Genomic DNA, 22,773 nt, shown 5'->3' on the forward strand with positions numbered 1-22,773 from the left:
GTCGCCGTCGTCTGATCGCCGCTGCGACCCGGGGACCTTCACCGCTGCCGCGTTAGGGTGGCAGCCCACAGCACCATCCCGCCGCGCGCCAGCGCTGCGGAAAGCGTACGTACTGTCCCGCACTGTCTTCAGGACATGCCGGGATACGAGGGTGGCTATGCCGCAATGCCATCCTCGGTAGGTGACGCGTGTGTTAAGTTTCGCGGCTTTTACAGGGAGGCCATCATGAAAGAACGTCAACGCCGCACCAAGATCCTCGCAACGCTCGGACCGGCGACGGATCCGCCCGGTGTGCTGGACGCCTTGTTCAAGGCGGGCGTCAACGTGGTGCGCCTCAACTTCAGCCATGGCGACCCGTCCGGCCAGGCCAAGCGCGCGGCCGAAGTGCGCGCCGCGGCCGTGCGCGTCGGTGCCGAAGTCGGCATCCTGGCCGACCTGCCGGGCCCGAAGATCCGCGTCGAGCGCTTTGCCGAAGGCAAGATCAAGCTGACCACCGGCGAGCGTTTCGACCTGGTGGCCGACCCCAATGCGCCTGCGGGCGACCAGCACCAGGTCGGCGTCAGCTACCTCGGCCTGCCGCAGGACGTGGCCGCCGGCGACGTGCTGCTGCTGGACGATGGCCTGGTGCAGCTGCAGGTGACCGAAGTGCAGGGGCAGCGCATCGTCACCACCGTGCTCAACGATGGCGTGCTGTCCGATCGCAAGGGCCTGAACAAGCAGGGCGGCGGCCTGTCGCTGGGCGCGCTGACCGAGCGCGACAAGGAACTGATCGGCATCGTCGCCAAGATCGGCGTGGACTTCATCGCGGTGTCGTTCTGCCGCAACGCCGAAGACATGAACGACGCGCGCCGGATCGCACGTCAGCACGGCTGCGATGCTGCGCTGGTGTCCAAGATCGAGCGCACCGAAGCGATCGAGAACCTGGTCGAGATCGTCGAAGCCTCCGACGTGGTGATGGTGGCGCGCGGCGATCTGGGCGTGGAAATCGGTGATGCCGAATTGCCGGGCCTGCAGAAGAAGATCATCCGCGAATCGCTGGCGCAGAACAAAGTGGTGATCACCGCCACGCAGATGCTGCAGTCGATGGTGGAAAGCCCGATCCCGACCCGCGCCGAAGTGCTCGACGTGGCCAATGCGGTCATCGACGGTACCGACGCGGTGATGCTCTCGGCCGAAACTGCGGCCGGTGCCTATCCGGTGCGTGCGGTGGAAGCGATGGCACGCATTTGTCTGGGCGCCGAGCGCCAGTTCGAGTTCGACACCGACTTCGAAGCGGCGCAACGCAATCTGCAGCGCGCCGACCAGGCGATCGCGATGGCGACCATGTTCCTGTCCGAGCATATCGGCCTGGCCGGCGTGGTCGCCTTGACCGAGTCCGGTGGCACGCCGCGGTACCTGTCGCGTTTCCGTTCCAACATGCCGATCTACGCCTTCACCCGTCACGATGGCGCACGCCGCCACATGGCGATGATGCGGGGCGTGTTCCCGATCAGCTTCGACAGCCGCGGCCTGACCCCGCGTGAAGCCGCACGTGCGGCGATCCGTCTGCTGGTGGAGAACGAGCGCATGGGACCTGGCGACCGCGTGGTGTTCACCAGCGGCGAGCATATGGAAACCCACGGCGCTACCAACACGCTGCGTCTGCTGGAAGTGGGCGAAGACGGCCGCGCCAGCGGTCTGGGCGAGTTGTAACGCCTGGCCTGAGCCGCGCGTGCGTCGCACGTCGATGCATGAGGTGACTCACATTGTTGAGTACAAACACAGCGGCGACCTGCGGGTCGCCGCTGTGCTGTGCGCGGCATGGTCTGCATTGCGGTACGCGCCTGCAGGAGCTCGCAGCGCGAAGCACGCTGCGAGCCGCGCCACACATCCTGTCATGCAGCACGCGTGTAATCGGTTGCAGACATTCCGTGAAGGAATGTCTGCGACTTTCGTCGCTATACTTTCGTTCTCCCCCGCAGCTGCCACAGGAACTACATGAGCATCGAACAGCTTGCCGAAACCGCCCAGGCCATGGTCGCCCCGGGCAAGGGCATCATCGCCATCGACGAATCGACCAGCACGATCGCCAAGCGTTTTGCCAGCGTCGGCATCGAGAACATCGAAGAAAACCGTCGCGCCTATCGCGAACTGCTGCTGACCACGCCCAAGCTGAGCGACTACATCTCCGGCGCAATCCTGTTCGACGAGACCATCCGTCAGAAGACCAAGGACGGCGTGCCGTTCGCCGAGTACATGACCGCCCACGGCATCATCCCGGGCATCAAGGTCGACAAGGGTGCGCAGCCGCTGGCCGGTATGCCGGGCGAGCTGGTCACCGAAGGCCTGGACGGTCTGCGCGCGCGTCTGGAGGAGTACTACACGCTGGGCGCACGCTTCGCCAAGTGGCGTGCGGTCATCAACATCGGCGAGGACATCCCGTCGGGCACCTGCATCGAGGCCAACTCGCATGCGCTGGCGCGTTATGCCGCGCTGTGCCAGGAGCAGGGCCTGGTGCCGATGGTCGAGCCGGAAGTGATCATGGACGGCAACCACGACATCGAGACCTGCTACGAAGTCACCGAAGCCACGCTGCGTTCGCTGTTCGGCGCACTGTATGAGCAGAATGTCGTGCTCGAAGGCACCATCCTGAAGGCCTCGATGGTCATCTCCGGCAAGGGCTGCGAAGAGCAGGCCAGCGTCGAGGAAGTGGCCGAGTCCACCGTGATGTGCCTGAAGTCGACCGTGCCGGCGATCCTGCCGGGCATCGTGTTCCTGTCCGGCGGCCAGACCGACGAGCAGTCCACCGCGCACCTCAACGAGATGCACCAGCTCGGCAACCTGCCGTGGCCGCTGAGCTTCTCCTACGGCCGTGCGATGCAGCAGGCCGCACTGAAGCTGTGGGCCAAGGACATGACCGGCAACTTTGCCAAGGCGCAGCAGATCATCTATGAGCGCGCCAAGGAAAACGGCCTGGCCGCGCTGGGCAAGTGGAAGGGTTGATCGCCGTGCCGGCCGCTTTGCGGCCGGATCGAACGTAGCAAAAAAACGCCGGCAGCGATGCCGGCGTTTTTGTTTGTGTAAATCGCGTTGCGCCTGCACGACTTACCAAACGCAGCGAGCGCCTCGCGGCGCTCGTCATTGCCTAACGTCTGCATTGCAGGCGTCAGGCGGCAGCGGTTTCCTGCGCAGCCAGCGCTTGCTGGTAGGCCTTGAACGTTGCCTCGTTATAGGCCACCAGCACGATGTGCTTTGGCACCTTGTGCGAGCGCTGCCAGTCGCGGGTTTCGGTCACGGCGATGCGCGCGGCCTGGTACAGCGGATAGCCATAGATTCCGCAGCTGATCGCCGGAAATGCGATCGAATGCAGCATCATCTGTTCGGCCAGCTTCAACGACTGCCAGTAGCAGTTGGCCAGTTGTTCCGGCTCGTTATGCTTGCCGTCGCGCCAGACCGGGCCGACGGTATGAAAGACATGGCGCGCCTTGAGATCAAATCCGTCGGTGATGCGGATTTCGCCGGTGGGGCAACGCACGCCCGGACGCACTTGCGGCAATGCTTCGCAGGCCTGCAGCAGACGTGGGCCGGCTGCGCGATGGATGGCGCCATCCACGCCGCCACCGCCCAGCAATGATTCGTTGGCGGCGTTGACGATGACGTCAACGTCGAGTTCGGTGATGTCGCCTTGCCAGACTTCAATCTTCATAGCGCGATAATTATGGGATTTGCATGAGGAACGCGTGATGGGGCGCGCGTTGCGGAATGGGCACGCTATCGCCCATTCATCTCATCTGCTGCGATTGCCGAAAACGGCTGTGGCGGTCGCGCGACGGGAAGCGCGTGAACACGTCAATGCGATCGATCGGCTCAATCGTCGATCAGCCATATTCCGGCGTTAGAGGACTTACAGCCAGCGGCGGACGCGCGCGCAGTAGGCGCTGTAGTGGCGGCCGAATTCGTTGCGCAGACGTGCCTCTTCGAACGGAATCACATACAGCTGCAGGGCCAGCCAGGGCAGCGGCAGCAACGCGACCGCCCACAGCAGGCCAAGCTGCAGGCACAGGCCGACATAGCTGAGCACCAGCGCCAGATACATCGGGTTGCGGGTGAAACGGTACGGGCCGTCGAGCACCAGCCGCGAGGGATGACCGCTGGGCATGATGGTGGTGTGCCGACGCGCGAACAGGAGGAAGCAGCTCATTGCCAGTGCCAGCCCGAGACAGGCCAACGGCATGGGCGCAGGCAATGGCAGCTCCAGTGCGCTCTGCAGCCAGGCGCCCAGGCCCAGGGCCAGCGCGAAGTGCGCGGGCGAGGTGATCTTGACCAGCCATGGTGCCCGCGAAACGCGGGTGTCGCTGTGTCCATACGGCTGGTTGCTCACGGCAGTTCTCCCTGTATTACATCCGCCATCTTAACGTTTCCTTGACACGGACGGGAGTATGCGCAGGTCGGGGTGTGCGCTACGCAGCCACGCATGCGCCGTGGTATCGGATGTCTCTGCGGTACCACGCGAGCGCACGTCGAAGAAGGCCGGGGCGATGCCGGATCGGCCACAAGCAAACAGGCCGCGCTGTGGGCGCGGCCTGTGCATGCAAAGCAACGGCGTGATCGATCAGGGCAGACCGGCCAACCAATCGTCGTCGGAGCCTTCGTTGATGTCGGCAAACAGCGGCGTGGAAAAATAGCGCTCGCCGGTATCGGGCAGCATCGCCAGCACCACTGCGCCGGGCACCGCGCTTTCGGCCACGCGCAATGCAGTGGCGACGGTGGCGCCGCCGGAGATGCCGGTGAAGATGCCTTCCTCGGCGGCCAGACGGCGCGCCACGTTGATCGCGTCGGTGTCTTCCACGCTCAGCACTTCGTGGGCGACCTCGCGGTTGAGCACTTCCGGTACGAAGTCCGGGGTCCAGCCCTGGATCTTGTGCGGCTTCCAGTCCTGGCCCTGCAACAGCGCAGCGCCGGCCGGCTCGGTGGCGGTGATGCGCACTTCCGGGCGGGCCACGCGCAGCACTTCGCCCACGCCGGTGAGCGTGCCGCCGGTGCCCCAGCCGGTGACGAAATGGTCGAGCCGGTGGCCGGCGAAGTCGCGCAGGATTTCGGCGGCGGTGGTATTGCGGTGGTAGGCCGGATTGGCCGGGTTGGCGAACTGGCTGGCCAGGAACCAGCCATGCTGCTCGGCCAGCTCTTTGGCCTTGCGCACCATGCCGCTGCCGCGCTCGGCCGCCGGGGTCAGGATCACCTTGGCACCATAGGCGCGCATCAGCTTGCGGCGTTCGATGGAGAAGGTTTCCACCATGGTGGCGACGAACTTGTAGCCGCGCGCGGCGGCCACCATCGCCAGCGCCACGCCGGTATTGCCGGAGGTGGCCTCGACGATGGTATCGCCGGGCTTGAGCAGGCCGCGCTGTTCGGCATCGAGGATGATCGCTAGCGCCAGGCGGTCCTTGACCGAGCCGCCCGGATTGAACGACTCGACCTTGACGTACAGGGTCACGTGCTCGGGTGCGAGGCGATGGAGCTTGACCACCGGGGTACGGCCGATGGTGTCGAGGATGTTGTCGTACAGGGCCATGGGGTCTCCGTCGGAATCAGGCTGCGTGGGCGAGTGTGGGCGCGTCGGGCGTTGCGATGGGTGAGTGCGGAGGCGGCCGCGCGGTCAACGGCGCTGCGCCGAACCAGTGCAGGCTGGCGGCCAGCCCGGCGACCTCGCCCAGGATCAGCAACGCCGGGGCGCGCACGGCGTGCTGCTGCGCGGTGGCGGCCAGGCTGGCGAGGGTGCCGGTGATCACGCGTTGCTGGGGGCGCGAGCCGTTTTCCACCAGCGCGAATGGGGTGGTTGGCGCGCGACCTGCCTGCAGCAGCCGCTGCTGGATGCCCTCCAGGCCGGCCACGCCCATGTAGAAGGCCAGGGTCTGGCGTTCCTGGCCAAGCGCCTGCCAGTCCAGTGTGTCCAGCGAATCCTTGCAGTGCGCGGTAATCAGCCGCAGCGACTGCGCGTGGTCGCGATGGGTGAGCGGAATGCCGGCGTAGGCGGCGCAGGCGATCGCGGCGGTGATGCCGGGAATGACCTGGAAGCCGATGCCGTGCGCGCGCAGGAATTCCAGCTCTTCGCCGCCGCGGCCGAACACGAACGGGTCGCCGCCTTTCAGCCGCACCACGCGGCGACCGGCGCGCGCATGCTCGCGCATTAGTGCGTGGATCTGCTCCTGGCGCGTGCTGTGGCCCTGGGCGGCCTTGCCGACTTCCACGCGCAGTGCGTCGCGCCTGGCCAGTTGCAGGATCTGCGGGCTGACCAGGCGATCGTAGAGCAGCACATCGGCCTGACGCAGCGCGCGCAAGGCATGCCGGGTGAGCAGGCCGGGATCGCCGGGGCCGGCACCGACCAGGGTCACGCTACCGGGGGCGAGCTGGCCGACCGCGGTGCGGGGTGCCGGGGCCCGCGCAGATGGCGCTGCCGAAGCGGCAGGCGTGGCGTCGTGGGTGAGCAGGCGGCGCGCGCTGGCCGCGGCACGCAAGGCGTCGTTGAGGTCGGGCGCAGTGCTGGCGGCGATGGTGAGCCAGACCGGTTGATCGGGCAGCTCCAGCCATGCCGGCTCGAACCGTCCCACCAGCCAGCGCAGCCGCCCGGCCTGCGCCCAGTCGCGCAGTTGCGGGCTGAGTTCCGGCGCGCCCACCAATGGCAGTGCGCCGGCCTGCAACAGCGCAGCGGTGGCGTGCTCGGCCTCGGCGCCGCCGCCGATCACCAGGACGGCACGGCCACGCAGGTCGGCAAGAAGCGGGAACACAGAGGGCACGGCCAGCGCATCGATAAGGGAGGGGAAGACCGTAACGCCGGCATATAGCCGTCGGAAATGACTTCATACACCCTGAAAATAGCGTTCGGTTATAAGCTGGCCCGCAGAACTCCTCTACAGTCGAGTCCTTCGTGGCGCCTCGCGCTTTTTTGGATATAAGCCCATGACGCTGACCCAACTTCGCTATCTGGTCGCCATCGCCGATGCCGAGCTCAACATCACGCTCGCCGCCGCGCGTGTGCATGCGACCCAACCCGGGCTGTCCAAGCAGCTCAAGCAGCTGGAGGACGAACTGGGCTTTCTGCTGTTCGTGCGCAAGGGGCGCAGCCTGGATGCGGTGACGCCGGCCGGCGTGGAGGTGATCGAGCGCGCGCGCTCGGTGTTGTCGGAAGCCAACAACATCCGCACCTATGCGGCCAACCAGCGCCGCGAGAGCCAGGGCCAGCTGACCCTGACCACCACCCACACCCAGGCGCGCTTCGTGCTGCCGCCGGCGGTGGCGCAGATCAAGCACGCCTATCCGCAGGTCAGCGTGCACCTGCAGCAGGCCGCCGAAAGCGCGGCGCTGGACCTGCTCAGCCAGGGCGATGCGGATATCGCGGTGGTCAGCACCGCCGGCGGCGAACCGAGCGCCGGTATCGCGGTGCCGCTGTATCGCTGGCGTCGACTGGTGATCGTGCCGCGCGGCCATCCGCTGGATCAGGCGCGCACCGCGCCGGACATGCAGGCCTTGTCGCAGCACCCATTGATCAGCTACGAATCCTCCACGCGGCCGGGCTCGTCGCTGCAGCGCGCGTTTGCGCAGGTCGGCCTGGAGCCGAGCATCGCGCTGACCGCGCTGGATGCGGATCTGATCAAGACCTACGTGCGTGCCGGGCTGGGTGTCGGGTTGGTGGCGGAGATGGCGGTCAGCGCCAGCGACGAGGACCTGCGCGCCTGGGCGGCACCGCCGCCGATCGCCGAGTGCATCGCCTGGGCGGTGCTGCCGCGCGACCGCGTGCTGCGCGACTACGCACTGGATCTGGTGCACGTGCTGGCGCCGCAGATCGACAAGCGCGACCTGCGCCGCGTGCTGGACGGCAACCAGGCCCCGGCCTGGCCACTGCCGCCGACCTGGGAATCGCTGACCCAGACCATTACCAGCTGAGCGGTTGTGACGGTGACGATTCGCGTGTTGAGCCGCTATCGAAGGCTGCACGCGTGCAAGTACCTTCGGATGTTGCCGATGGCTGCAGAAAAAGCGAAGGCATTACCTGCCGATGTGCTGCCGCGCGTCGACCAGACTTGATCATGAAGTCTGCTGTGTTTGGGGAATGCTTCGGTCACCGGGGGCGCTTGCGCGCATACCGGCGTGGCCCACGCCGGCTCTCGACGCCCAAACTGCCAGAATCCGAACAGATAAGGCTCTGGCGCGGCATCCATGCCGCTCAAGGTCCCACCCCGGTACGCGCAAGCGCCACCGTTTATTGTCGGTGGCTGCAGGAACAACGCGAGGGCATTGCCTGCCAATTAGCTGTGGTGAAGAGTGGAGGTGTTGCTGCATCCGGGTGCGGCACAACGCATCGATCGACCCCGCAGACGATGTCTGCCGGTTTCAGCTGCGGGCGCTTGCGCGCGTACCAGCATAAGACCCACCGCAAGTACGTCCACGTAGCAACTGTGCAACTGCGTCATGCCGGCGGTCAGTGTTCGGAATCGATGGCGACTGTTCGTACACTGCGGTCTGCGCGCAGGTGTACCGACCCGGTTGGCTGCACGCGATCCCCGTTTGCCACTGTGAGGCGCTGAAACCGATGACCGAGCCACTGCGTCCACCACTGAGCCGGCTGTGGTTGCCCGATCAGGACGGCGGCATGGCCTTGCAGCTGTCGGCAAGCATCGAGGGACGCGAGCATGCGGTACTGACGGTATTGGCTGATGCCCGGGACGAGTCGCTATGGGTGGCAGTGCAGGCCGATGGCGTCCAGGTGCAGATTCCGCTGGCGGTGCTGCGCCAGCTGTTGGAGGTTGCGGCAGACGAGGTGCATTCGGCGGACTGGTTCGCACGCCAGGATGCCGCCGATCCCGAGGGTTGAGACGGTCGAGGGTGACCAGCGACAGCACATCGGAATGCTGCGCCGCAGCGCCCGCTTGCCACAAAAACCATCGCGTTATCAATGACCTGCCTGATTTCCTGTGCTAACCGGACTGCACGCTGTCAGTGATTCTCCCTACAGCTGTCAGGGTGGCGGCGGCGGCGTGGTCTGGCCGCATCAAGTTGGGTGCTGCGCTGTCGTAAATCCTTATAGCAACCATAACGCGACACTCTCGGACGTCTAGGGGTGGACGGCACAGGACCGGCGATGCGGTACATCGCGTGGCCGGTCTGTTGGTCGGTGTCGTCAAGCGGTTGCCAGCGCTGTCGCATCACCGTTGCGCGAGGCTGCGCAATGGAGCGACTGGCGCACCCGGGTCCCTGGGGAGAGACCTGGCGTGCTTGGCGGCGGATCCGGGTCGGGAGCCCGGGTCCGCCTTTTTTTTGCGATATCGGCTGGGTGGAGTGCCGGTCTGCGCGGCGCTGGCAAGCCGGCGCAATCTGCTGCGCGGGGGCGGCGGTCTGGCGCGGCCCGATCGAGCGCCGTTGTCAGGCCAGCGGGATGCGTACCGAAAAGCAGGTGCCGCCGCTCGGGCGTGGACGCACCTCCACGTCGCAGCCCAGGGTTTCGGCGGTGCGGTGCACGATCCACAGGCCGATGCCCAAGCCGTCGCTGCGCGGGTCGGCCTGGCGGAAGGCCTGGAACACCTGTTCGGGGTGGTCCAGGTTCAGGCCGATGCCGCTGTCGATGATTTCCACCACCGCGTAGCCAGGGCGGCGACGGGTGCCGACCAACACGCGTCCGCGTTCGGTGTATTTGATGGCATTGCCGATCAGGTTGCCGAGCAGCGTGGTCAGCAGGGTCGGGTGGCTGCGCACGCGCAGCGAGGTGGGCACGTGGCGCAAGGCCAGGCATTTGTCGATCGCCGGCTGCCGCCACACGCCGAGCACCGCATGCAGCACGTCTTCCAGTGCCAGCGGCTGCAGATCCGGTGAGGCGGTCTCGCTGGCGGCGGCCAGGGTGGCCAGCTCGTCGAGGTTACGCGCCACCAGATTGATCGCATCGCGCGCGGTGACCAGGGTCGGAATGGAATCGACATTGGCATGCCGGCGCATCTTGTCGATGGCGTAGGCGGCGGTGCGCAGCGGGGTTTTCAGGTCGTGCCCGGCGATCGCCATCAGGCGACTGCGGTAGCGGTCGGATTCTTCGGCCACCCGCAGCGCGCGGCGCAGTTCCAGCTGCGCCATGGTCTGGCGCGCGAGTGCGCGCAGGGCATCGACCTGTTCGTCGCTGAGCTGGCGCGGCTGGCGGTCGAGTACGCAGACGGTGCCCAGCGGGAGGCCCTCGCTGGTCTTGAGTACGGCGCCGGCATAGAAGTACAGCGGCGCCTCGCCGGTCACCAGCGGATTGCGCGCGAAGCGCACATCCTCACGGGTGTCCGGGACCACCAGCACGTCGCTGTCGAGCAGCGCATGCGCGCACATCGACTTGAACAGCGGCGTTTCGCGCTCGCCCATGCCGAGCTCGCTCTTGAACCACTGACGGTCGGCATCCACCAGGCTGATCAGCGCGATCGGGGTCTGGCAGATGATCGAGGCGAGCCTGGTGATGTCTTCGAAGGCGGCCTCGCGCGGCGTGTCGAGAATGCCGTAACTGCGCAGCGCCTGCAGGCGCAACGCCTCGCTCGGTGGCTTGGCAGCGCAGGGAAAGGGCTCGGCCGCTGGATCGGACAGGACGGTACTCATGCGCGCGCAGGGTGGATGGAGTGACGTATAAGCATAGGGCATGCCAGGGGCTGGCATGTGTCCACTGTCACGTCCATTACTGGAACTGTGACTGCCGACCTCGACAACGGCGGTGCATCGACGCTTCAGGACTGTGCCTGTAACTGCGCGTTGGCGAGGTTCGCGAGCGGGTCGGCAGATGCCGCTGGCCAGTCTGGCTGCAAGGCGACCGATGCTCGCGGGTGCGACATGCGGTCGCGCACCGGCCGCCACCATCGCCCCGCGGCATGTGGCGGCTTACACTCGCGCAATGCGTTTGCTCTCTCGCCAGCATTGCCTGCACCTGCTTGCCTGTCTGGCGGTGATGTTGATGCTGGTGGCGCCGTTGATCAGCCGTTGGAGCCAGGCGCCGTCGGTCGAGCCGATGTGCATGAGCGGGCCGGCGCTGGACGCGGGCGGTTCGCTGCATGCGGGCCACCAGGCCATGCCGGCGCAGACGGCCGCGCATCAGCACGACGCCGCTGCATCGCCAGCCAAGCCGCATACCGGCGAACACGCCGGCGCGCACGGCGAAGCCTGCGATTACTGCGTGCTGGCCGCGCGCCTGCTGCCGTGGCTGGCGCTGTTGGTGTTGTACCTGCTGCAGCTGCGGCAGGCGCCAGCGCCGGTGCACTGGCAGGCACGCGCAGCATCGATGGTGCGATGGGCCGCGCTCGGGGCACGTGGGCCACCGCTGCACGCGTGAGTCTTGGCCCCATTGCGGGCGTCCGTTGCGGTGTAGCGATTGCGTGCCCGATCTTCTGGCACGCCTGCACGCCGCTGCACGGACGACCCGTTTTCCTGAAGTGATGCCTGTGCCCGCTGCCATGCCGCGGCGCACGGCGGTGTTGCCGTGCCGGCACGGCGAGGGTTGGTCATGCGGTTGCGATTATTGAAAACGCTGTGGTACGCGCCATCGTTGGCGCTGGTGTGGGGACCTGCCTGCAATGTGCAGGCGCAGGATGCGGCATTGACCTTGGGCAAGGTGCAGGTGAGCGCGCAGCCCCAGCGCAGCCCGAGCACGGCACGCGTGCTGAGTTCGGTGGATGTGATCGATGGCGAACTGCTGCACGATCAACACGTGGACTACAGCTGGGAATTGCTGATGCGCGCGCCGGGTGTGCAGGTCACCCAGTTCCGCATGGGCACCGACGCGGGGCGGTTCTCGTTCCGTGGTTTCAACGGCGAAGGACGGATCAATGCGGTGAAGCTGCTGATCGACGGTATCCCCAGCAATGACAACGCCGGCGGCATGCCGTATCTGGATGCGGTGTTTGCGCAGGACATCAGCGCGATCGAGATCGTGCGCGGCACCAACGATGCGCGCTACGGTTTGCATGCGATCGCCGGCAGCGTGGATGTGCTGACCCGTAGCGGCGGCAACGATGGCCGCCTGAGCGTGGCGGCGGGTAGTTTCGGTGCGCGCGAGGTGCAGCTGGGCAAGGGTTTCGAACAGGGCGCGTGGAGCCAGAACTATGTGCTGGCCTGGCGCGACTCCGATGGCTATCGCGAGCATGCCGACGCGCGCAAACGCAGCGTGGCCGGCAAGTGGTTCTATACCGACCCCGATGGTGCGTTCCGGGCCGGGCTCACCACGCGTTACTACGACAATCATGCGCTGGAAGCGGGTTATCTGGATGCAGCCACTGCGCGCGCGGTGCCGCGCAGTTCGCCGGATTATGCGCAGGACGATCGCAGCGAACGTCAGCTGCGGCAGACCGCATTGCATGCGGACGGCACGCTGGGTGCCGCTGCGCAGTGGAGCGTGAAGGCCTACCATAACGACTACCGCAATCGGCGCTGGGTGCGGTTTTCTGCCGCCGGCCTGCAGCAGGAACGCGATACCGATGAAACCCATCGCGGCCTGCTGTTGCGCGGCAACTGGCAACCGGATTGGGGCGCGCTGGCGGCCAATCTCGAAGCCGGCGTGGACGCGCAGTGGCAGGACAATCAGTCGCAGCGTTACCGCACGGTGGCACGGGTGCGCGGTGCACAACTGCGCGATTGGGAGTACGACCTGCGCACGCGCGGAGCCTACGTACAGGCGGTGCTGACCCCGGTCGAGCGGCTGCAGCTGGTGCCAGGCTATCGCATCGACCGCGTCAATGGGCAGCTGCACGATGTGCGTGCCGGTATTTACGCACCGACCTACGACTACGGCACCATCAAGCAGCCCAAGTTCAGTGCCAGCTATCGGCTTGTCGGGCAGAGCAGCATGTACGCCAACTGGGGGCGTAGCTTCCAGATCGGCAGCGGCGATGGCGCGTATCGTCGCCAGCCCGGCAATCTGGGCCCATCGATCAACGACGGCTGGGAGGCCGGTTTCAAGTTCGCGCCATCGGCGGTGATGGACGGGCGCCTTGCGTATTGGGAACAGCGCGCGTCCGGTGAAGTCGCCACCATTCTGGGAGTGAACGGCGTGGCCGGTGTCGGCGATGTGGCCAATGTCGGGCGCACGCTGCGGCGCGGCTGGGATGCGCAATTGAATCTGCAGCCGGCCGAACACTGGCGGGCCTGGATGTCGTATTCGCGGCAGAAGGCCAGCATTGCCACGCCCGACCCGAGTGCGCCGGCCACACGCGGCAAGGAGATCGAGAACGTGCCGCACTGGCTGGCCACCGCCGGGCTGGAGTGGCAGCTCACTGCGGCCGTGCAGCTGAGTGCCTGGGGCAATGCGCAAGGCGATTATTATCTGGAGCGCAGCAATACGCTGGGCCGCACCGGTGGTTACGCCCTGCTCAATCTGGGCGCGCGCTGGAACCTGGATGCACGCAATGCGCTCAGCCTGCAGCTGCGCAATGTCGCCGATCGCGCGTACGTATATGCGTGGTACGACACGGGAAGTTCCGGCTATTCGCCTGGCGATGGACGTGCGCTGTCGCTGTCGTGGGACTGGAGCTTCTGATGCGCGCAATCACGGTGGATGACAGCGTTATCGATCCGCGCCGGGACGGCCGCTGGCGCTTTTATCGCGCGGTGTGGCGCTGGCATTTCTATGCCGGTTTGCTGGTGCTGCCTTTCATCATCTGGCTGGCGCTGACCGGTGCGGCGTTCCTGTATCAGGATGCGATCGACCGCAGCGTGCACCATGGGTTGAAGGTCGTGCCGGTGGGCGAGGTGCGGGTGTCTGCGCAACGCCTGGTCGATGCGGCGCAGCGCAGGTACGTCGGCACGTTATTTCGCTACACCACGCCCGGACGCGCCGATGCCAGTGCCGAGATCGGGCTGGTTGATACGCACGGTGTGCGGCAGGTGGTGTATGTCGATCCGTATCGCGCACGCGTGCTCGGCGCGCTGCCCGAGCATGGCACGTTGGCCTGGACGATTCGCCGGCTGCACAGTCTCGCGTTGGTCGGGCCGTTCGCGCGCGGCTTGATCGAAATGGCGGCCGGCTGGGCAATCGTGCTGGTGTTGACCGGCGTGTATCTGTGGTGGCCGCGCGGGCGCCGCGGCGGAGTGGTCAGCGTACGCGGCAAGCCGGCGCAGCGGCTGTTCTGGCGCGATCTGCATGCGGTCACCGGCGCGGGCGTCGGTGCGGTGTTGCTGTTCCTGGCGCTGACCGGGATGCCGTGGTCGTGGCTGTGGGGCGCGCAGGTCAATCGCTGGGTCAACGGGCAGGATTTCGGGTATCCGGCCGGTCTGCGGGTGCAGCAGCCGATGTCGCAACAGCGCTTGTCCGAGACGACAGATCCGGCGTGGTCGCTGCGGCAGGCGCGCGTGCCGGAATCTGTGGTGCCTGGGCGTGGAGCCGTGGGGGTGGATGAGGGTCTGCATAACGGGCGGGCGGGTGTGACGCTGGCGGATGCGGAACACTCGGAACACTCGGAACACTCGGAACACTCGGAACACTCGGAACACTCGGAACACTCGGAACACTCGGAACACGCGGAACACGCGGAACACGCGGAACACGCGGAACAGCCAAGCCCTTCACAACACGCGGTGCAGTCGGAACATGCCGCCCACGGCGGCACCGGGCATGTCGCTGCGCCCGGTCACGGTGCAATCGGGCTGGATGCGGCGATGGCGCGGTTCGATGCGCTCCGCATCATGCCGGGCTACAGCGTCTCGCCACCGCGTGGCGCCACCGGGGTATATACCGCCTCGGTGTATCCGGCCGACCTGCAGCGCCAGCGCGTGATCCATCTGGATCAGTACAGCGGTGCGGTGCTGCTGGACATGCGCTATCGCGATTACGGGCCAGTGGGGCGCGCGCTGGAATGGGGCATCAACGTGCATCTGGGCCAGCAATACGGCACGGCCAATCAGGTGATCCTGTTGCTGGCCTGCGCGGCGATCGTGCTGCTGTGCGTGAGCGCGGCGGTGATGTGGTGGAAACGTCGCCCGGTCGGCGGCCTGGGCGTGCCGCCGTTGCCGGCAGATCCGCGCACGCTGCGCGGTCTGCTGGTGCTGTTGGTGATCTGCGGGCTGATCTTCCCGTTGGTCGGGGTGTCGTTGGTGCTGATGTGGCTGCTGGATCGCTACTGCATGCAGCGCAATCAGACGCCTGGCCTCGCGCCATGAGCGCTTGCGCGTCACTTCAATGCGCTGAGGATTTGCCGGGGCCGTGACGCGCTTGGCGGTGTGCCCACCGGCAGACGCGACGTGTGGTGGCGCCTGCGCTCCGTGACAGGCGCGCGATGCGTGCTGCTCAGATGTCCTCGTGGATGCCGCACTCGCGCTTCAACCCGAAGAAGCGCGTGTCTTCCTCGCGCATGCCCGGTTCCCAGCGGCGCGTGGTGTGGAAGTCGCCGATGGACACGTAGCCTTGTTCCCATAGCGGGTGATACGGCAGGTCGTGCGCCTGCAGGTATTGCCACACGTCGCGGTCGGTCCAGTCGGCGATCGGGCTGACCTTGTAGCGCTCGCCGCGCTTTTGCACGATCGGCGTCTGTGCGCGTCCGCCGGACTGGCTGCGGCGCAAACCAGTGAACCAGGTGCCCACGTTGAGCTCGTCCAGCGCGCGGCGCATCGGCTCGACCTTGCGCAGGTTGTTGTACTGGTCGATGCCGACCATGCCCTGTTCCCATAGACGCCCGTGGCGCGCCTCCATCCAGGCACGGCTGACCAGCGGGCGGTACACCTTGAGATTGAGCTTGAGCCGGTCGGTCAGCGCGTCGGCAAACCGGTAGGTCTCCGGGAACAGGTAACCGGTATCGATCAGGATCACCGGAATGTCCGGGCGCTGCTGGGTGAGCAGGTGCAGCGTGACCGCCGACTGCGCGCCGAAGCTGGACGACAGCGCCGCCTCCTGCGGGCCGTGTTGCAGTGCCCAGGCCACGCGCTCGTCGGCGCGCAGGCCTTCCAGCTGTGCGTTGAGCGCGTCCAGGTCGTCCAGCGCGGACGCAGTGATCGATGCAGCAGGCAGCGCGGTCATGCGAGCAATTCCAGGTCGAGGTGACGGTGTGTGGGGTAGGGCGGCAGGGCGATGAGGCCGCTGCGATGCAGGAAATCGCCGAAGCCTTCGTCGCCGGCCTGATCGCGTTCGGCCGCATAGCGCGCCAGCAGCGGTTCCAGTGCGGCGAGAATGTCCGCTTCGGTGATGTTTTCGCGGTACAGCGTGTTCAGGCGCTGGCCGCGGCGGTCGCCGCCCAGCATCAGGTTGTAGCGGCCCGGTGCCTTGCCCACCAACGCGATCTCGGCCAGATACGGGCGCGAGCAGCCATTCGGGCAGCCGGACACGCGCAGCACGATCGGGGTGTCGGCCAGCCCGTGTTGCTCCAGCACCGGCTGCAGGGCCGCGCTGAAATCGGGCAGGTAGCGTTCGGCCTCGGCCATCGCCAGGCCGCAGGTCGGCAGCGACACGCAGGCCATTGCGCCGCGTGCCAGCGCGGTGGGCGCGCGATTGCCGGCATCCAGGCCGTATTGCGCGACCAGGGCATCGACGCGCGCGCGCGCGCTGGCCAGCACGCCGGCGATGACCAGGTTCTGGTTGGGCGTCATGCGGAACTGGCCGACATTCAATTGCGCAATCGCCCGCAGGCCGCTCAGGTGCGCAGCGGTGTCGGTATCGGCGATGCGCCCGGCAGGCAGGGCCAGGGTCAGATGCGACAGACCATCGTCGCCCTCGACCCAGCCGTAGCGATCGCCGTTGTGCTCGAACACGAACGGCCTGGCGGGTTGCAGCGCAAAGCCGGCACGACGTTCGATCTCGGCCACGATGGTGTCCAGGCCGTGATCGTCGATGGTGTACTTGAAGCGCGCGCGCTTGCGCACCGCACGGTTGCCGAAGTCGCGCTGGGTGGTGACCACGGCGGTGGCGACATCCAGCAACTGATCGCGGGTGACAAACCCGACGACATTGGCTACCCGCGGCCAGGTTTCCGCATCGCCATGGCTGGCGCCCATGCCGCCGCCGATACTGACGTTGTAGCCGAGCAACTCGCCGTTGTGCAGGATCGCGATGAAGCCCAGGTCGTTGGCGAACACGTCTACATCGTTGAGCGGCGGCGCGGCGAAACCGATCTTGAACTTGCGCGGCAGATAACGGTCGCCGTAGATCGGCTCTTCTTCGTTGCCGGAGCCGAACACGCGCTCTTCGTCCAGCCAGATCTCGTAATACGCACGGGTGTTGGGCAACAGGTGCTCGGACACCCGCGCGGCATCGGCATACAGCGTGGCATGCGCCTGCGACAGCAGCGGATTGGCGGCGACCTGCACATTGCGATTGACATCGCCGCAGGCGGCCAGCGTGTCGATCAAGGTGGCGTTGATCGCCTGCATGGTCGCCTTGAGTTCGCGCTTGATCACACCATGGAACTGGAACGCCTGGCGTGTGGTGATGCGCAGCGAATGATTGGCGTACCGCGTGGCGATGCCATCCAGCGCCAGCCACTGCGTAGGCGAGATCACCCCACCCGGCGTACGGGTGCGGATCATGAACTGATACGCCGGTTCAAGCTTTTGCCGACGCCGCTCATCGCGGATATCGCGATCGTCCTGCTGGTAGCTGCCGTGGTACTTGATCAGGGTCTGATCGTCCTCACGCAACGCCCCGGTCACCGCATCGGCCAGGCTCTGTTCCAGCGACCCGCGCAGACGGCGACTTTCGGATTTGATGTCTTCGACGGAATGGGTCATGGGAATCGGGAGTCGGGAATGGGGAATCGTAAAAAGCTGCTTGGTCTGCCAGGAGAGGTCAGTCGCGGGCTGTACCGATTCCCGATTTCCCACTCCCGATTCCCGGCACTAATAGACATCGCGCGCATGCCGCCCCTCCACCTGCAGCTGGGTGAGATATGCCGCGGCGGCTTCCGCATCCAGCGCGCCGTGGGTGGCAACGATGTCGAGCAGGGCGGCGTGCACGTCCTTGCCCATGCCGATGGCACCGCACACGTATAGATGCGCGCCGCCCTGCAGCCAGGCGTAGACCTCGGCGCCGCGCGCGCGCAGGCGATGCTGCACGTAGATCTTTTCCGCCTGGTCGCGTGAGAACGCCAGCTCCAGCGCGTGCAGTTCGCCGCGCTGCAAGGCCTGTTGCCATTCGGCCTGATAGAGGAAATCGGTATTGAAGTGCTGGGCGCCGAAGAACAGCCAGTTGCGGCCCTTGGCGCCGGTTTCGGCGCGTTCCTGCACGAAGCCGCGGAACGGCGCCACGCCGGTGCCAGGGCCGATCATCAGAATGTCGCGATCGGTATCGGCTGGCACCCGGAAACGCTCGTTCGGCTCGATGTAGACCGGTGCGGTATCGCCTTCGCACAGTGCGGCAAGAAAGCCGCTGGCCGAGCCCAGGTGCGCATGCCCGTGCGCCTGGTAGGTGAGCTCGTCCACGACCAGATGCACCTCCTCGCCCACGCGCTTGCGGCTGGAGGCGATCGAGTACAGGCGCGGGGTGAGCGGACGCAGCGCGGCCAGCAGGCCGGCATGGTCCCAATCCGCCGGCCAGCGTCGCAGCACGTCGATCAGCTGATGATCGGCGAGCAATGACGCCAGGCCGGCGGTCTGGGTCGGGGTGAGCAGCGCTTGCAGCTCGTCGGCGCGCGCACGCTCGGCATGTGCGGCCAGTAGCGGCCGCGACAGCTTGGTCAGTTCGCGCCGGGTGGCCAGCCACTCGTGCAAGGCCAGAGTCTCTTCGCCGACGGTGACCGCGGCATGACCATCCAGGCGCAGCGTCTGCAGCACTGCATCCACCAGCGCGGGCGGATTGCGATGACGGATGCCCAGCGCATCGCCGGGCTCATAGCTCAGTCCGCTGCCTTCCAGCGAGAATTCCAGATGGCGCACGCGCTTGCTCGGCAAGGCGTAGACGCGGAACTGCGGGCCCTTGAAGTCGCGCCCGCTGATGATCTGGTTGGCCAGCAATTCAGCGGGGAAGGGCTGCTGATGTGACCACACCGGCGCGGCCGCGCTGCTGCGTAATGGCGTGATGGTGGCCGATGGCGGGCCGCTCTTGAGCTGCTCGCGTGCGTGCTTGAGCGCTTGCGCGCGCCAGGGAGCAGCGACGCTGTCGATATCCAGATCGGCTTCGCCGCGCGGCTGAACGCGGCTGCCGCCAAGTTCGGCCAGGCGGTCGTCGATGCGGCGTGCGATACCGCAGAATTCCGCGTAACTGGAATCGCCCAGGCCCAGTACTGCGTACTTGAGCTCGGGCAGCTTGGGCGCGCGGCGGCTGGCCAGAAATTCCACCAGACCGATCGCATCGTCCGGCGGGTCGCCCTCGCCCTGGGTGCTGATGACCACGTAGAGCAGCCGCTCGCTGGCCAGTTCGCGGGTGGGGTACTGGTCGGCGCGCAGCAGACGCACGCTCAAGCCGGCGGCCTCGGCCTCGCTCGCCAGCTGCTCGGCTTCCCGGCGGGCATTGCCGGTCTGACTGCCGTACAGCACAGTCAGGCGCTGGCTCTCCTGCGCCAGCGCGTGCGGCTGGCCGCCCGGCAACACCGCCAGCGAGCGCGGTGGCTGGCCCTGCGCCAGCCCGGCGGTGTAACCGGACAGCCACCACAGCGACGCAGCATCCAGGCCGTCGACCAACCGTTCCAGCAGCGCCTTGCGCTCGTCGGGCAAGGGGCTGGGCGGTAGCGCGGAACTGGCGGCGGTCATTCGGATCCAGGGCGGTTGATGAGACCAGTGATGTTAGGGAAGCGTTGCGCCGGCCAGAAAGGATGAGCCGTTATCGCGTTATGCCGGCCGCTTATTTGGGTACGGGCGGCCTGCGCCACACACTGCGGCGCCTTGCCCTACCATCGGCTGGTCTGCCCCGCCGACGCCCACGACACCCTGATGACCCTGTTGCCCCTGTCACACCTGGATCGGCTCGAGGCCGAAAGCATCCATATCCTGCGCGAGGTCGCCGCCGAGTTCCGGGCCCCGGTGATGCTGTATTCGGTGGGCAAGGACAGCTCGGTGCTGCTGCACCTGCTGCTCAAGGCCTTCGCGCCATCGCCGCCACCGATTCCGTTGCTGCATGTGGACACGCGCTGGAAGTTCGGCGAGATGATCGCCTTCCGCGACCGACGCGCGGCCGAGACCGGCGTGGACCTGCGCGTGCACATCAACCCCGACGGCATCGCCCAGGACATCGGCCCGATCAGCCACGGTGCGGCGGTGCATACCGACATCATGAAGACCCAGGGCCTGAAGCAGGCGCTGGAGCAGGGCGGTTTCGATGCGGCGATCGGCGGAGCGCGCCGCGACGAGGAGAAATCGCGCGCCAAGGAGCGCGTGTTCTCGTTCCGCAATGCGCGCCATCGCTGGGACCCCAAGAACCAGCGGCCCGAGTTGTGGAATCTGTACAACGCGCGCACCAGGCCCGGCGAAAGCGTGCGCGTGTTTCCGCTGTCCAACTGGACCGAGCTGGATATCTGGCTGTACATCTACCGCGAGCGGATACCGGTGGTGCCGCTGTATTTCGCCGCGCCGCGCCCGGTGGTGGAGCGCGACGGCGCCTGGATCATGGTCGACGACGACCGCCTGCCGCTGCACGACGGCGAGACGCCGCAGCTGCGCTCGGTGCGCTTCCGCACGCTGGGCTGCTACCCACTGACCGGCGCGATCGAATCGACGGCAGACACGCTGGAAGCGGTGATCGCCGAAATGCTGGTCAGCACCAGCTCCGAACGCCAGGGCCGCATGATCGACCATGCGCCTGGTGCGTCGATGGAACAGAAGAAGCTTGAGGGGTATTTTTGATGGGCAGGGAATCGGGATTGGGGATTGGGGATTCGCAACAGCAGTTTGCTGCAGGCGTTACGACGGAGGAGGACGCCTTTGCGATTCCCGATTCCCGACTCCCGATTCCCGGCGCGATCAGCGCCTACCTGCATCAACACGAATCCAAGCCGCTACTGCGCTTCATCACCTGCGGCAGCGTGGACGATGGCAAGAGCACGCTGATCGGGCGGTTGTTGTACGACAGCAAGCGCCTGTTCGACGATCAGCTTGCCGCGCTGGAGAGCGATAGCCGCCGGCATGGCACGCAGGGCGAAGGGATCGACTATGCGTTGTTGATGGATGGGCTGGCCGCCGAGCGCGAGCAGGGCATCACCATCGATGTGGCGTACCGCTATTTCGATACCGACCAGCGCAAGTTCATCGTCGCCGACTGCCCCGGGCATGAGCAGTACACGCGCAACATGGCCACCGGTGCCTCCACTGCAGATGTGGCGGTGGTGCTGGTGGATGCGCGCAAGGGACTGTTGGCGCAGACGCGCCGGCACAGTTACATCGTGTCGTTGCTGGGTATCGGCCACGTGGTGCTGGCGGTCAACAAGATGGACCTGGTGGACTACGACGCGCAGGTGTTCGCCGAGATCGCCGAGGGCTATCGCGCGCTGGCCGCACAGTTGGGCATTGCCGATGTGCAATGCATTCCGTTGTCGGCATTGGCTGGCGACAATTTGTCCAGCCCATCGACGCGGATGCCGTGGTACCGCGGCCCGCATCTGCTGCAGCATCTCGACACCGTGCACGTGGAAACGCCGGAAGCCGGCAGCGGCTTCCGCCTGCCGGTGCAGTGGGTCAATCGTCCCCACCAGCACTTTCGTGGCTATGCCGGCACCATTGCGGCCGGGCAGGTGCGCGCGGGCGATGCCGTGGTGGTGGTGCCGTCCGGGCGCCGCACGCAGGTGGCATCGGTACTGGATGCCAACGGCGAGGTGGACAGCGCACGCGCCGGCCAGGCGGTCACGTTGACCTTGCGGGAGGAGATCGACATCAGCCGCGGCGACATCATCGCCGCCGTCGACGACCCGCCGGAAGTGGCCGACCAGTTCGCCGCGCATCTGCTGTGGATGGACGATGCCGCCTTGCTGCCGGGGCGCCCGTACTGGCTGAAGATCGGCACGCGTAACGTCACCGCGAGCATCAGCGAGATCAAGCACAAGGTCGATGTGAACACGCAGGAGCGGCTGGCCGCCAAGCGGCTGGAGCTCAATGAGGTGGGTTACTGCAATCTGGCGCTGGACGAACCGATTGCGTTCTCGCCGTACGCGCGCAACCGCGTGCTGGGCGGCTTTATCCTGATCGACCGGCAGAGCAACGCCACCGTGGCCGCCGGCACGCTGGAGTTCGCGCTACGTCGCGCCGGCAACGTGCATTGGCAGCACCTGGATGTGGATCGCGCCGCGCGTGCGCGCATCAAGGGCCAGACCCCGCGTGTGCTGTGGTTCACCGGCTTGTCGGGCGCGGGCAAATCCACCGTTGCCAATCTGGTCGACAAGCGCCTGCATGCGCTGGGCTATCACACCTTCATCCTGGACGGCGACAACGTGCGCCACGGGCTCAACCGCGATCTGGGCTTCACCGACGAGGACCGCGTGGAAAACATCCGCCGCGTGGCCGAGGTGGCGCGGCTGATGGCCGATGCCGGCCTGATCGTGCTGGTGAGCTTCATTTCGCCGTTCCGCGCCGAGCGGCAACTGGCGCGCGAGCGGTTCAACGACGGGGAATTCGTCGAAGTGTTCGTGGACGTGCCGCTGGCGGTTGCCGAGGCGCGCGATGTGAAGGGGCTGTACCGCAAGGCACGGGCCGGGCAGATTCCCAACTTCACCGGCATCGATTCGCCCTACGAGGCACCGGAGGCGCCGGAGATCCATCTTCACGCCGATGGTGAGAACGTAGAAGCGCTGGCGCGTCATGTGCTCGAGTTCCTCGAATTGGAACGCTGACCAGCGCATCGCGCCGACGACAGCAAGGGTCTTTGGTCATGGTGCAAAGCACGCCCTTTCT

Annotated in this window: 17 protein-coding genes; 9 read left to right on the forward strand and 8 right to left on the reverse strand. The window is 66.5% G+C overall.

Annotation, left to right across the window (positions count from 1 at the left end; genetic code table 11):
* Positions 1-225 precede the first annotated feature (225 nt).
* The gene (pyk, locus tag LL972_RS08435; RefSeq protein ID WP_205393880.1) at positions 226-1,692 is read left to right on the forward strand and encodes a pyruvate kinase; all 1,467 of its coding nucleotides are present in this window, start codon (positions 226-228) and stop codon (positions 1,690-1,692) included.
* A 285-nt stretch (positions 1,693-1,977) separates the two neighbouring features.
* Complete coding sequence (locus LL972_RS08440; protein WP_039519292.1) at positions 1,978-2,982, forward strand: class I fructose-bisphosphate aldolase; 1,005 nt, start codon at positions 1,978-1,980, stop codon at positions 2,980-2,982.
* A 163-nt stretch (positions 2,983-3,145) separates the two neighbouring features.
* Here the strand turns inward: LL972_RS08440 and LL972_RS08445 are convergent, their stop codons facing one another.
* From LL972_RS08445 to cobA, 4 genes are all read right to left on the reverse strand, one after another.
* Positions 3,146-3,685, reverse strand: coding sequence for an O-acetyl-ADP-ribose deacetylase (locus LL972_RS08445; RefSeq protein ID WP_024938170.1), 540 nt, complete (start codon positions 3,683-3,685; stop codon positions 3,146-3,148).
* Positions 3,686-3,883: 198 nt separating this feature from the next.
* Entirely contained in the window at positions 3,884-4,360 is a 477-nt protein-coding gene (locus LL972_RS08450; RefSeq protein ID WP_228327205.1) for a methyltransferase family protein, read from the reverse strand.
* 231 nt (positions 4,361-4,591) lie between these two features.
* Complete coding sequence (cysK, locus tag LL972_RS08455) at positions 4,592-5,551, reverse strand: cysteine synthase A (RefSeq protein WP_228327206.1); 960 nt, start codon at positions 5,549-5,551, stop codon at positions 4,592-4,594.
* Between the two features lie 16 nt (positions 5,552-5,567).
* Positions 5,568-6,773: a uroporphyrinogen-III C-methyltransferase gene (gene cobA, locus LL972_RS08460; RefSeq protein ID WP_228327207.1), complete on the reverse strand. Its 1,206-nt coding sequence runs from the start codon at positions 6,771-6,773 to the stop codon at positions 5,568-5,570.
* A 163-nt stretch (positions 6,774-6,936) separates the two neighbouring features.
* Here cobA and LL972_RS08465 point away from each other — a divergent pair, with 163 nt between their 5' ends.
* Together LL972_RS08465 and LL972_RS08470 are read left to right on the forward strand one after the other, a co-directional pair.
* Positions 6,937-7,920 carry a LysR family transcriptional regulator gene (locus LL972_RS08465; RefSeq protein WP_228327208.1) on the forward strand — a complete coding sequence of 328 codons (984 nt, stop codon included), beginning with the start codon at positions 6,937-6,939 and terminating at the stop codon, positions 7,918-7,920.
* A gap of 646 nt (positions 7,921-8,566) precedes the next feature.
* Entirely contained in the window at positions 8,567-8,848 is a 282-nt protein-coding gene (locus LL972_RS08470; RefSeq protein WP_228327209.1) for a hypothetical protein, read from the forward strand.
* Positions 8,849-9,396: 548 nt separating this feature from the next.
* On the opposite strand, the gene LL972_RS08475 is transcribed toward LL972_RS08470, so the two are convergent.
* Positions 9,397-10,593 carry a GAF domain-containing sensor histidine kinase gene (locus tag LL972_RS08475; RefSeq protein WP_228327210.1) on the reverse strand — a complete coding sequence of 399 codons (1,197 nt, stop codon included), beginning with the start codon at positions 10,591-10,593 and terminating at the stop codon, positions 9,397-9,399.
* A 289-nt stretch (positions 10,594-10,882) separates the two neighbouring features.
* Between LL972_RS08475 and LL972_RS08480 the strand changes: the two genes are divergently transcribed.
* The 3 genes from LL972_RS08480 to LL972_RS08490 all read left to right on the forward strand — a co-directional run bounded on the left by LL972_RS08480 (position 10,883) and on the right by LL972_RS08490 (position 15,135).
* Positions 10,883-11,317: a DUF2946 family protein gene (locus LL972_RS08480; RefSeq protein ID WP_228327211.1), complete on the forward strand. Its 435-nt coding sequence runs from the start codon at positions 10,883-10,885 to the stop codon at positions 11,315-11,317.
* Positions 11,318-11,512: 195 nt separating this feature from the next.
* Positions 11,513-13,516 carry a TonB-dependent receptor gene (locus tag LL972_RS08485; protein WP_228327238.1) on the forward strand — a complete coding sequence of 668 codons (2,004 nt, stop codon included), beginning with the start codon at positions 11,513-11,515 and terminating at the stop codon, positions 13,514-13,516.
* Positions 13,516-15,135: a PepSY-associated TM helix domain-containing protein gene (locus LL972_RS08490; RefSeq protein ID WP_228327212.1), complete on the forward strand. Its 1,620-nt coding sequence runs from the start codon at positions 13,516-13,518 to the stop codon at positions 15,133-15,135. The genes LL972_RS08485 and LL972_RS08490 overlap by 1 nt, the downstream gene beginning before the upstream one ends.
* A gap of 127 nt (positions 15,136-15,262) precedes the next feature.
* Here the strand turns inward: LL972_RS08490 and LL972_RS08495 are convergent, their stop codons facing one another.
* From LL972_RS08495 to LL972_RS08505, 3 genes are all read right to left on the reverse strand, one after another.
* Positions 15,263-15,988 (reverse strand): phosphoadenylyl-sulfate reductase, encoded by a 726-nt coding sequence (locus tag LL972_RS08495; RefSeq protein ID WP_228327213.1) that lies wholly within the window; start codon positions 15,986-15,988, stop codon positions 15,263-15,265.
* The gene (cysI, locus tag LL972_RS08500) at positions 15,985-17,691 is read right to left on the reverse strand and encodes an assimilatory sulfite reductase (NADPH) hemoprotein subunit (RefSeq protein WP_228327214.1); all 1,707 of its coding nucleotides are present in this window, start codon (positions 17,689-17,691) and stop codon (positions 15,985-15,987) included. The genes LL972_RS08495 and cysI overlap by 4 nt, the downstream gene beginning before the upstream one ends.
* Before the next feature lie 108 nt (positions 17,692-17,799).
* The gene (locus tag LL972_RS08505; protein ID WP_228327215.1) at positions 17,800-19,647 is read right to left on the reverse strand and encodes an assimilatory sulfite reductase (NADPH) flavoprotein subunit; all 1,848 of its coding nucleotides are present in this window, start codon (positions 19,645-19,647) and stop codon (positions 17,800-17,802) included.
* Between the two features lie 180 nt (positions 19,648-19,827).
* On the opposite strand from LL972_RS08505, the gene cysD reads away from it, so the two are divergent.
* Entirely contained in the window at positions 19,828-20,736 is a 909-nt protein-coding gene (gene cysD, locus LL972_RS08510; protein WP_228327216.1) for a sulfate adenylyltransferase subunit CysD, read from the forward strand.
* The gene (gene cysN, locus LL972_RS08515) at positions 20,736-22,712 is read left to right on the forward strand and encodes a sulfate adenylyltransferase subunit CysN (protein ID WP_228327217.1); all 1,977 of its coding nucleotides are present in this window, start codon (positions 20,736-20,738) and stop codon (positions 22,710-22,712) included. Before cysD ends, cysN begins: the two co-directional genes overlap by 1 nt.
* Positions 22,713-22,773 lie beyond the last annotated feature (61 nt).

The sequence above is a fragment of the Xanthomonas campestris pv. asclepiadis genome (assembly GCF_020784175.1).
GTDB lineage: Bacteria > Pseudomonadota > Gammaproteobacteria > Xanthomonadales > Xanthomonadaceae > Xanthomonas > Xanthomonas campestris_D.

Excerpts from the sequence above, each read along its gene's own strand:
- LL972_RS08505 (WP_228327215.1), bottom strand. The coding sequence starts at position 19,647 with ATGACCGCCGCCAGTTCCGCGCTACCGCCCAGCCCCTTGCCCGACGAG.
- LL972_RS08440 (WP_039519292.1), top strand. The coding sequence starts at position 1,978 with ATGAGCATCGAACAGCTTGCCGAAACCGCCCAGGCCATGGTCGCCCCG.
- LL972_RS08495 (WP_228327213.1), bottom strand. The coding sequence starts at position 15,988 with ATGACCGCGCTGCCTGCTGCATCGATCACTGCGTCCGCGCTGGACGAC.
- pyk (WP_205393880.1), top strand. The coding sequence starts at position 226 with ATGAAAGAACGTCAACGCCGCACCAAGATCCTCGCAACGCTCGGACCG.
- LL972_RS08490 (WP_228327212.1), top strand. The coding sequence starts at position 13,516 with ATGCGCGCAATCACGGTGGATGACAGCGTTATCGATCCGCGCCGGGAC.
- LL972_RS08475 (WP_228327210.1), bottom strand. The coding sequence starts at position 10,593 with ATGAGTACCGTCCTGTCCGATCCAGCGGCCGAGCCCTTTCCCTGCGCT.
- cysI (WP_228327214.1), bottom strand. The coding sequence starts at position 17,691 with ATGACCCATTCCGTCGAAGACATCAAATCCGAAAGTCGCCGTCTGCGC.
- cysK (WP_228327206.1), bottom strand. The coding sequence starts at position 5,551 with ATGGCCCTGTACGACAACATCCTCGACACCATCGGCCGTACCCCGGTG.
- LL972_RS08470 (WP_228327209.1), top strand. The coding sequence starts at position 8,567 with ATGACCGAGCCACTGCGTCCACCACTGAGCCGGCTGTGGTTGCCCGAT.
- LL972_RS08445 (WP_024938170.1), bottom strand. The coding sequence starts at position 3,685 with ATGAAGATTGAAGTCTGGCAAGGCGACATCACCGAACTCGACGTTGAC.
- cysN (WP_228327217.1), top strand. The coding sequence starts at position 20,736 with ATGGGCAGGGAATCGGGATTGGGGATTGGGGATTCGCAACAGCAGTTT.
- cysD (WP_228327216.1), top strand. The coding sequence starts at position 19,828 with ATGACCCTGTTGCCCCTGTCACACCTGGATCGGCTCGAGGCCGAAAGC.
- LL972_RS08480 (WP_228327211.1), top strand. The coding sequence starts at position 10,883 with ATGCGTTTGCTCTCTCGCCAGCATTGCCTGCACCTGCTTGCCTGTCTG.
- LL972_RS08465 (WP_228327208.1), top strand. The coding sequence starts at position 6,937 with ATGACGCTGACCCAACTTCGCTATCTGGTCGCCATCGCCGATGCCGAG.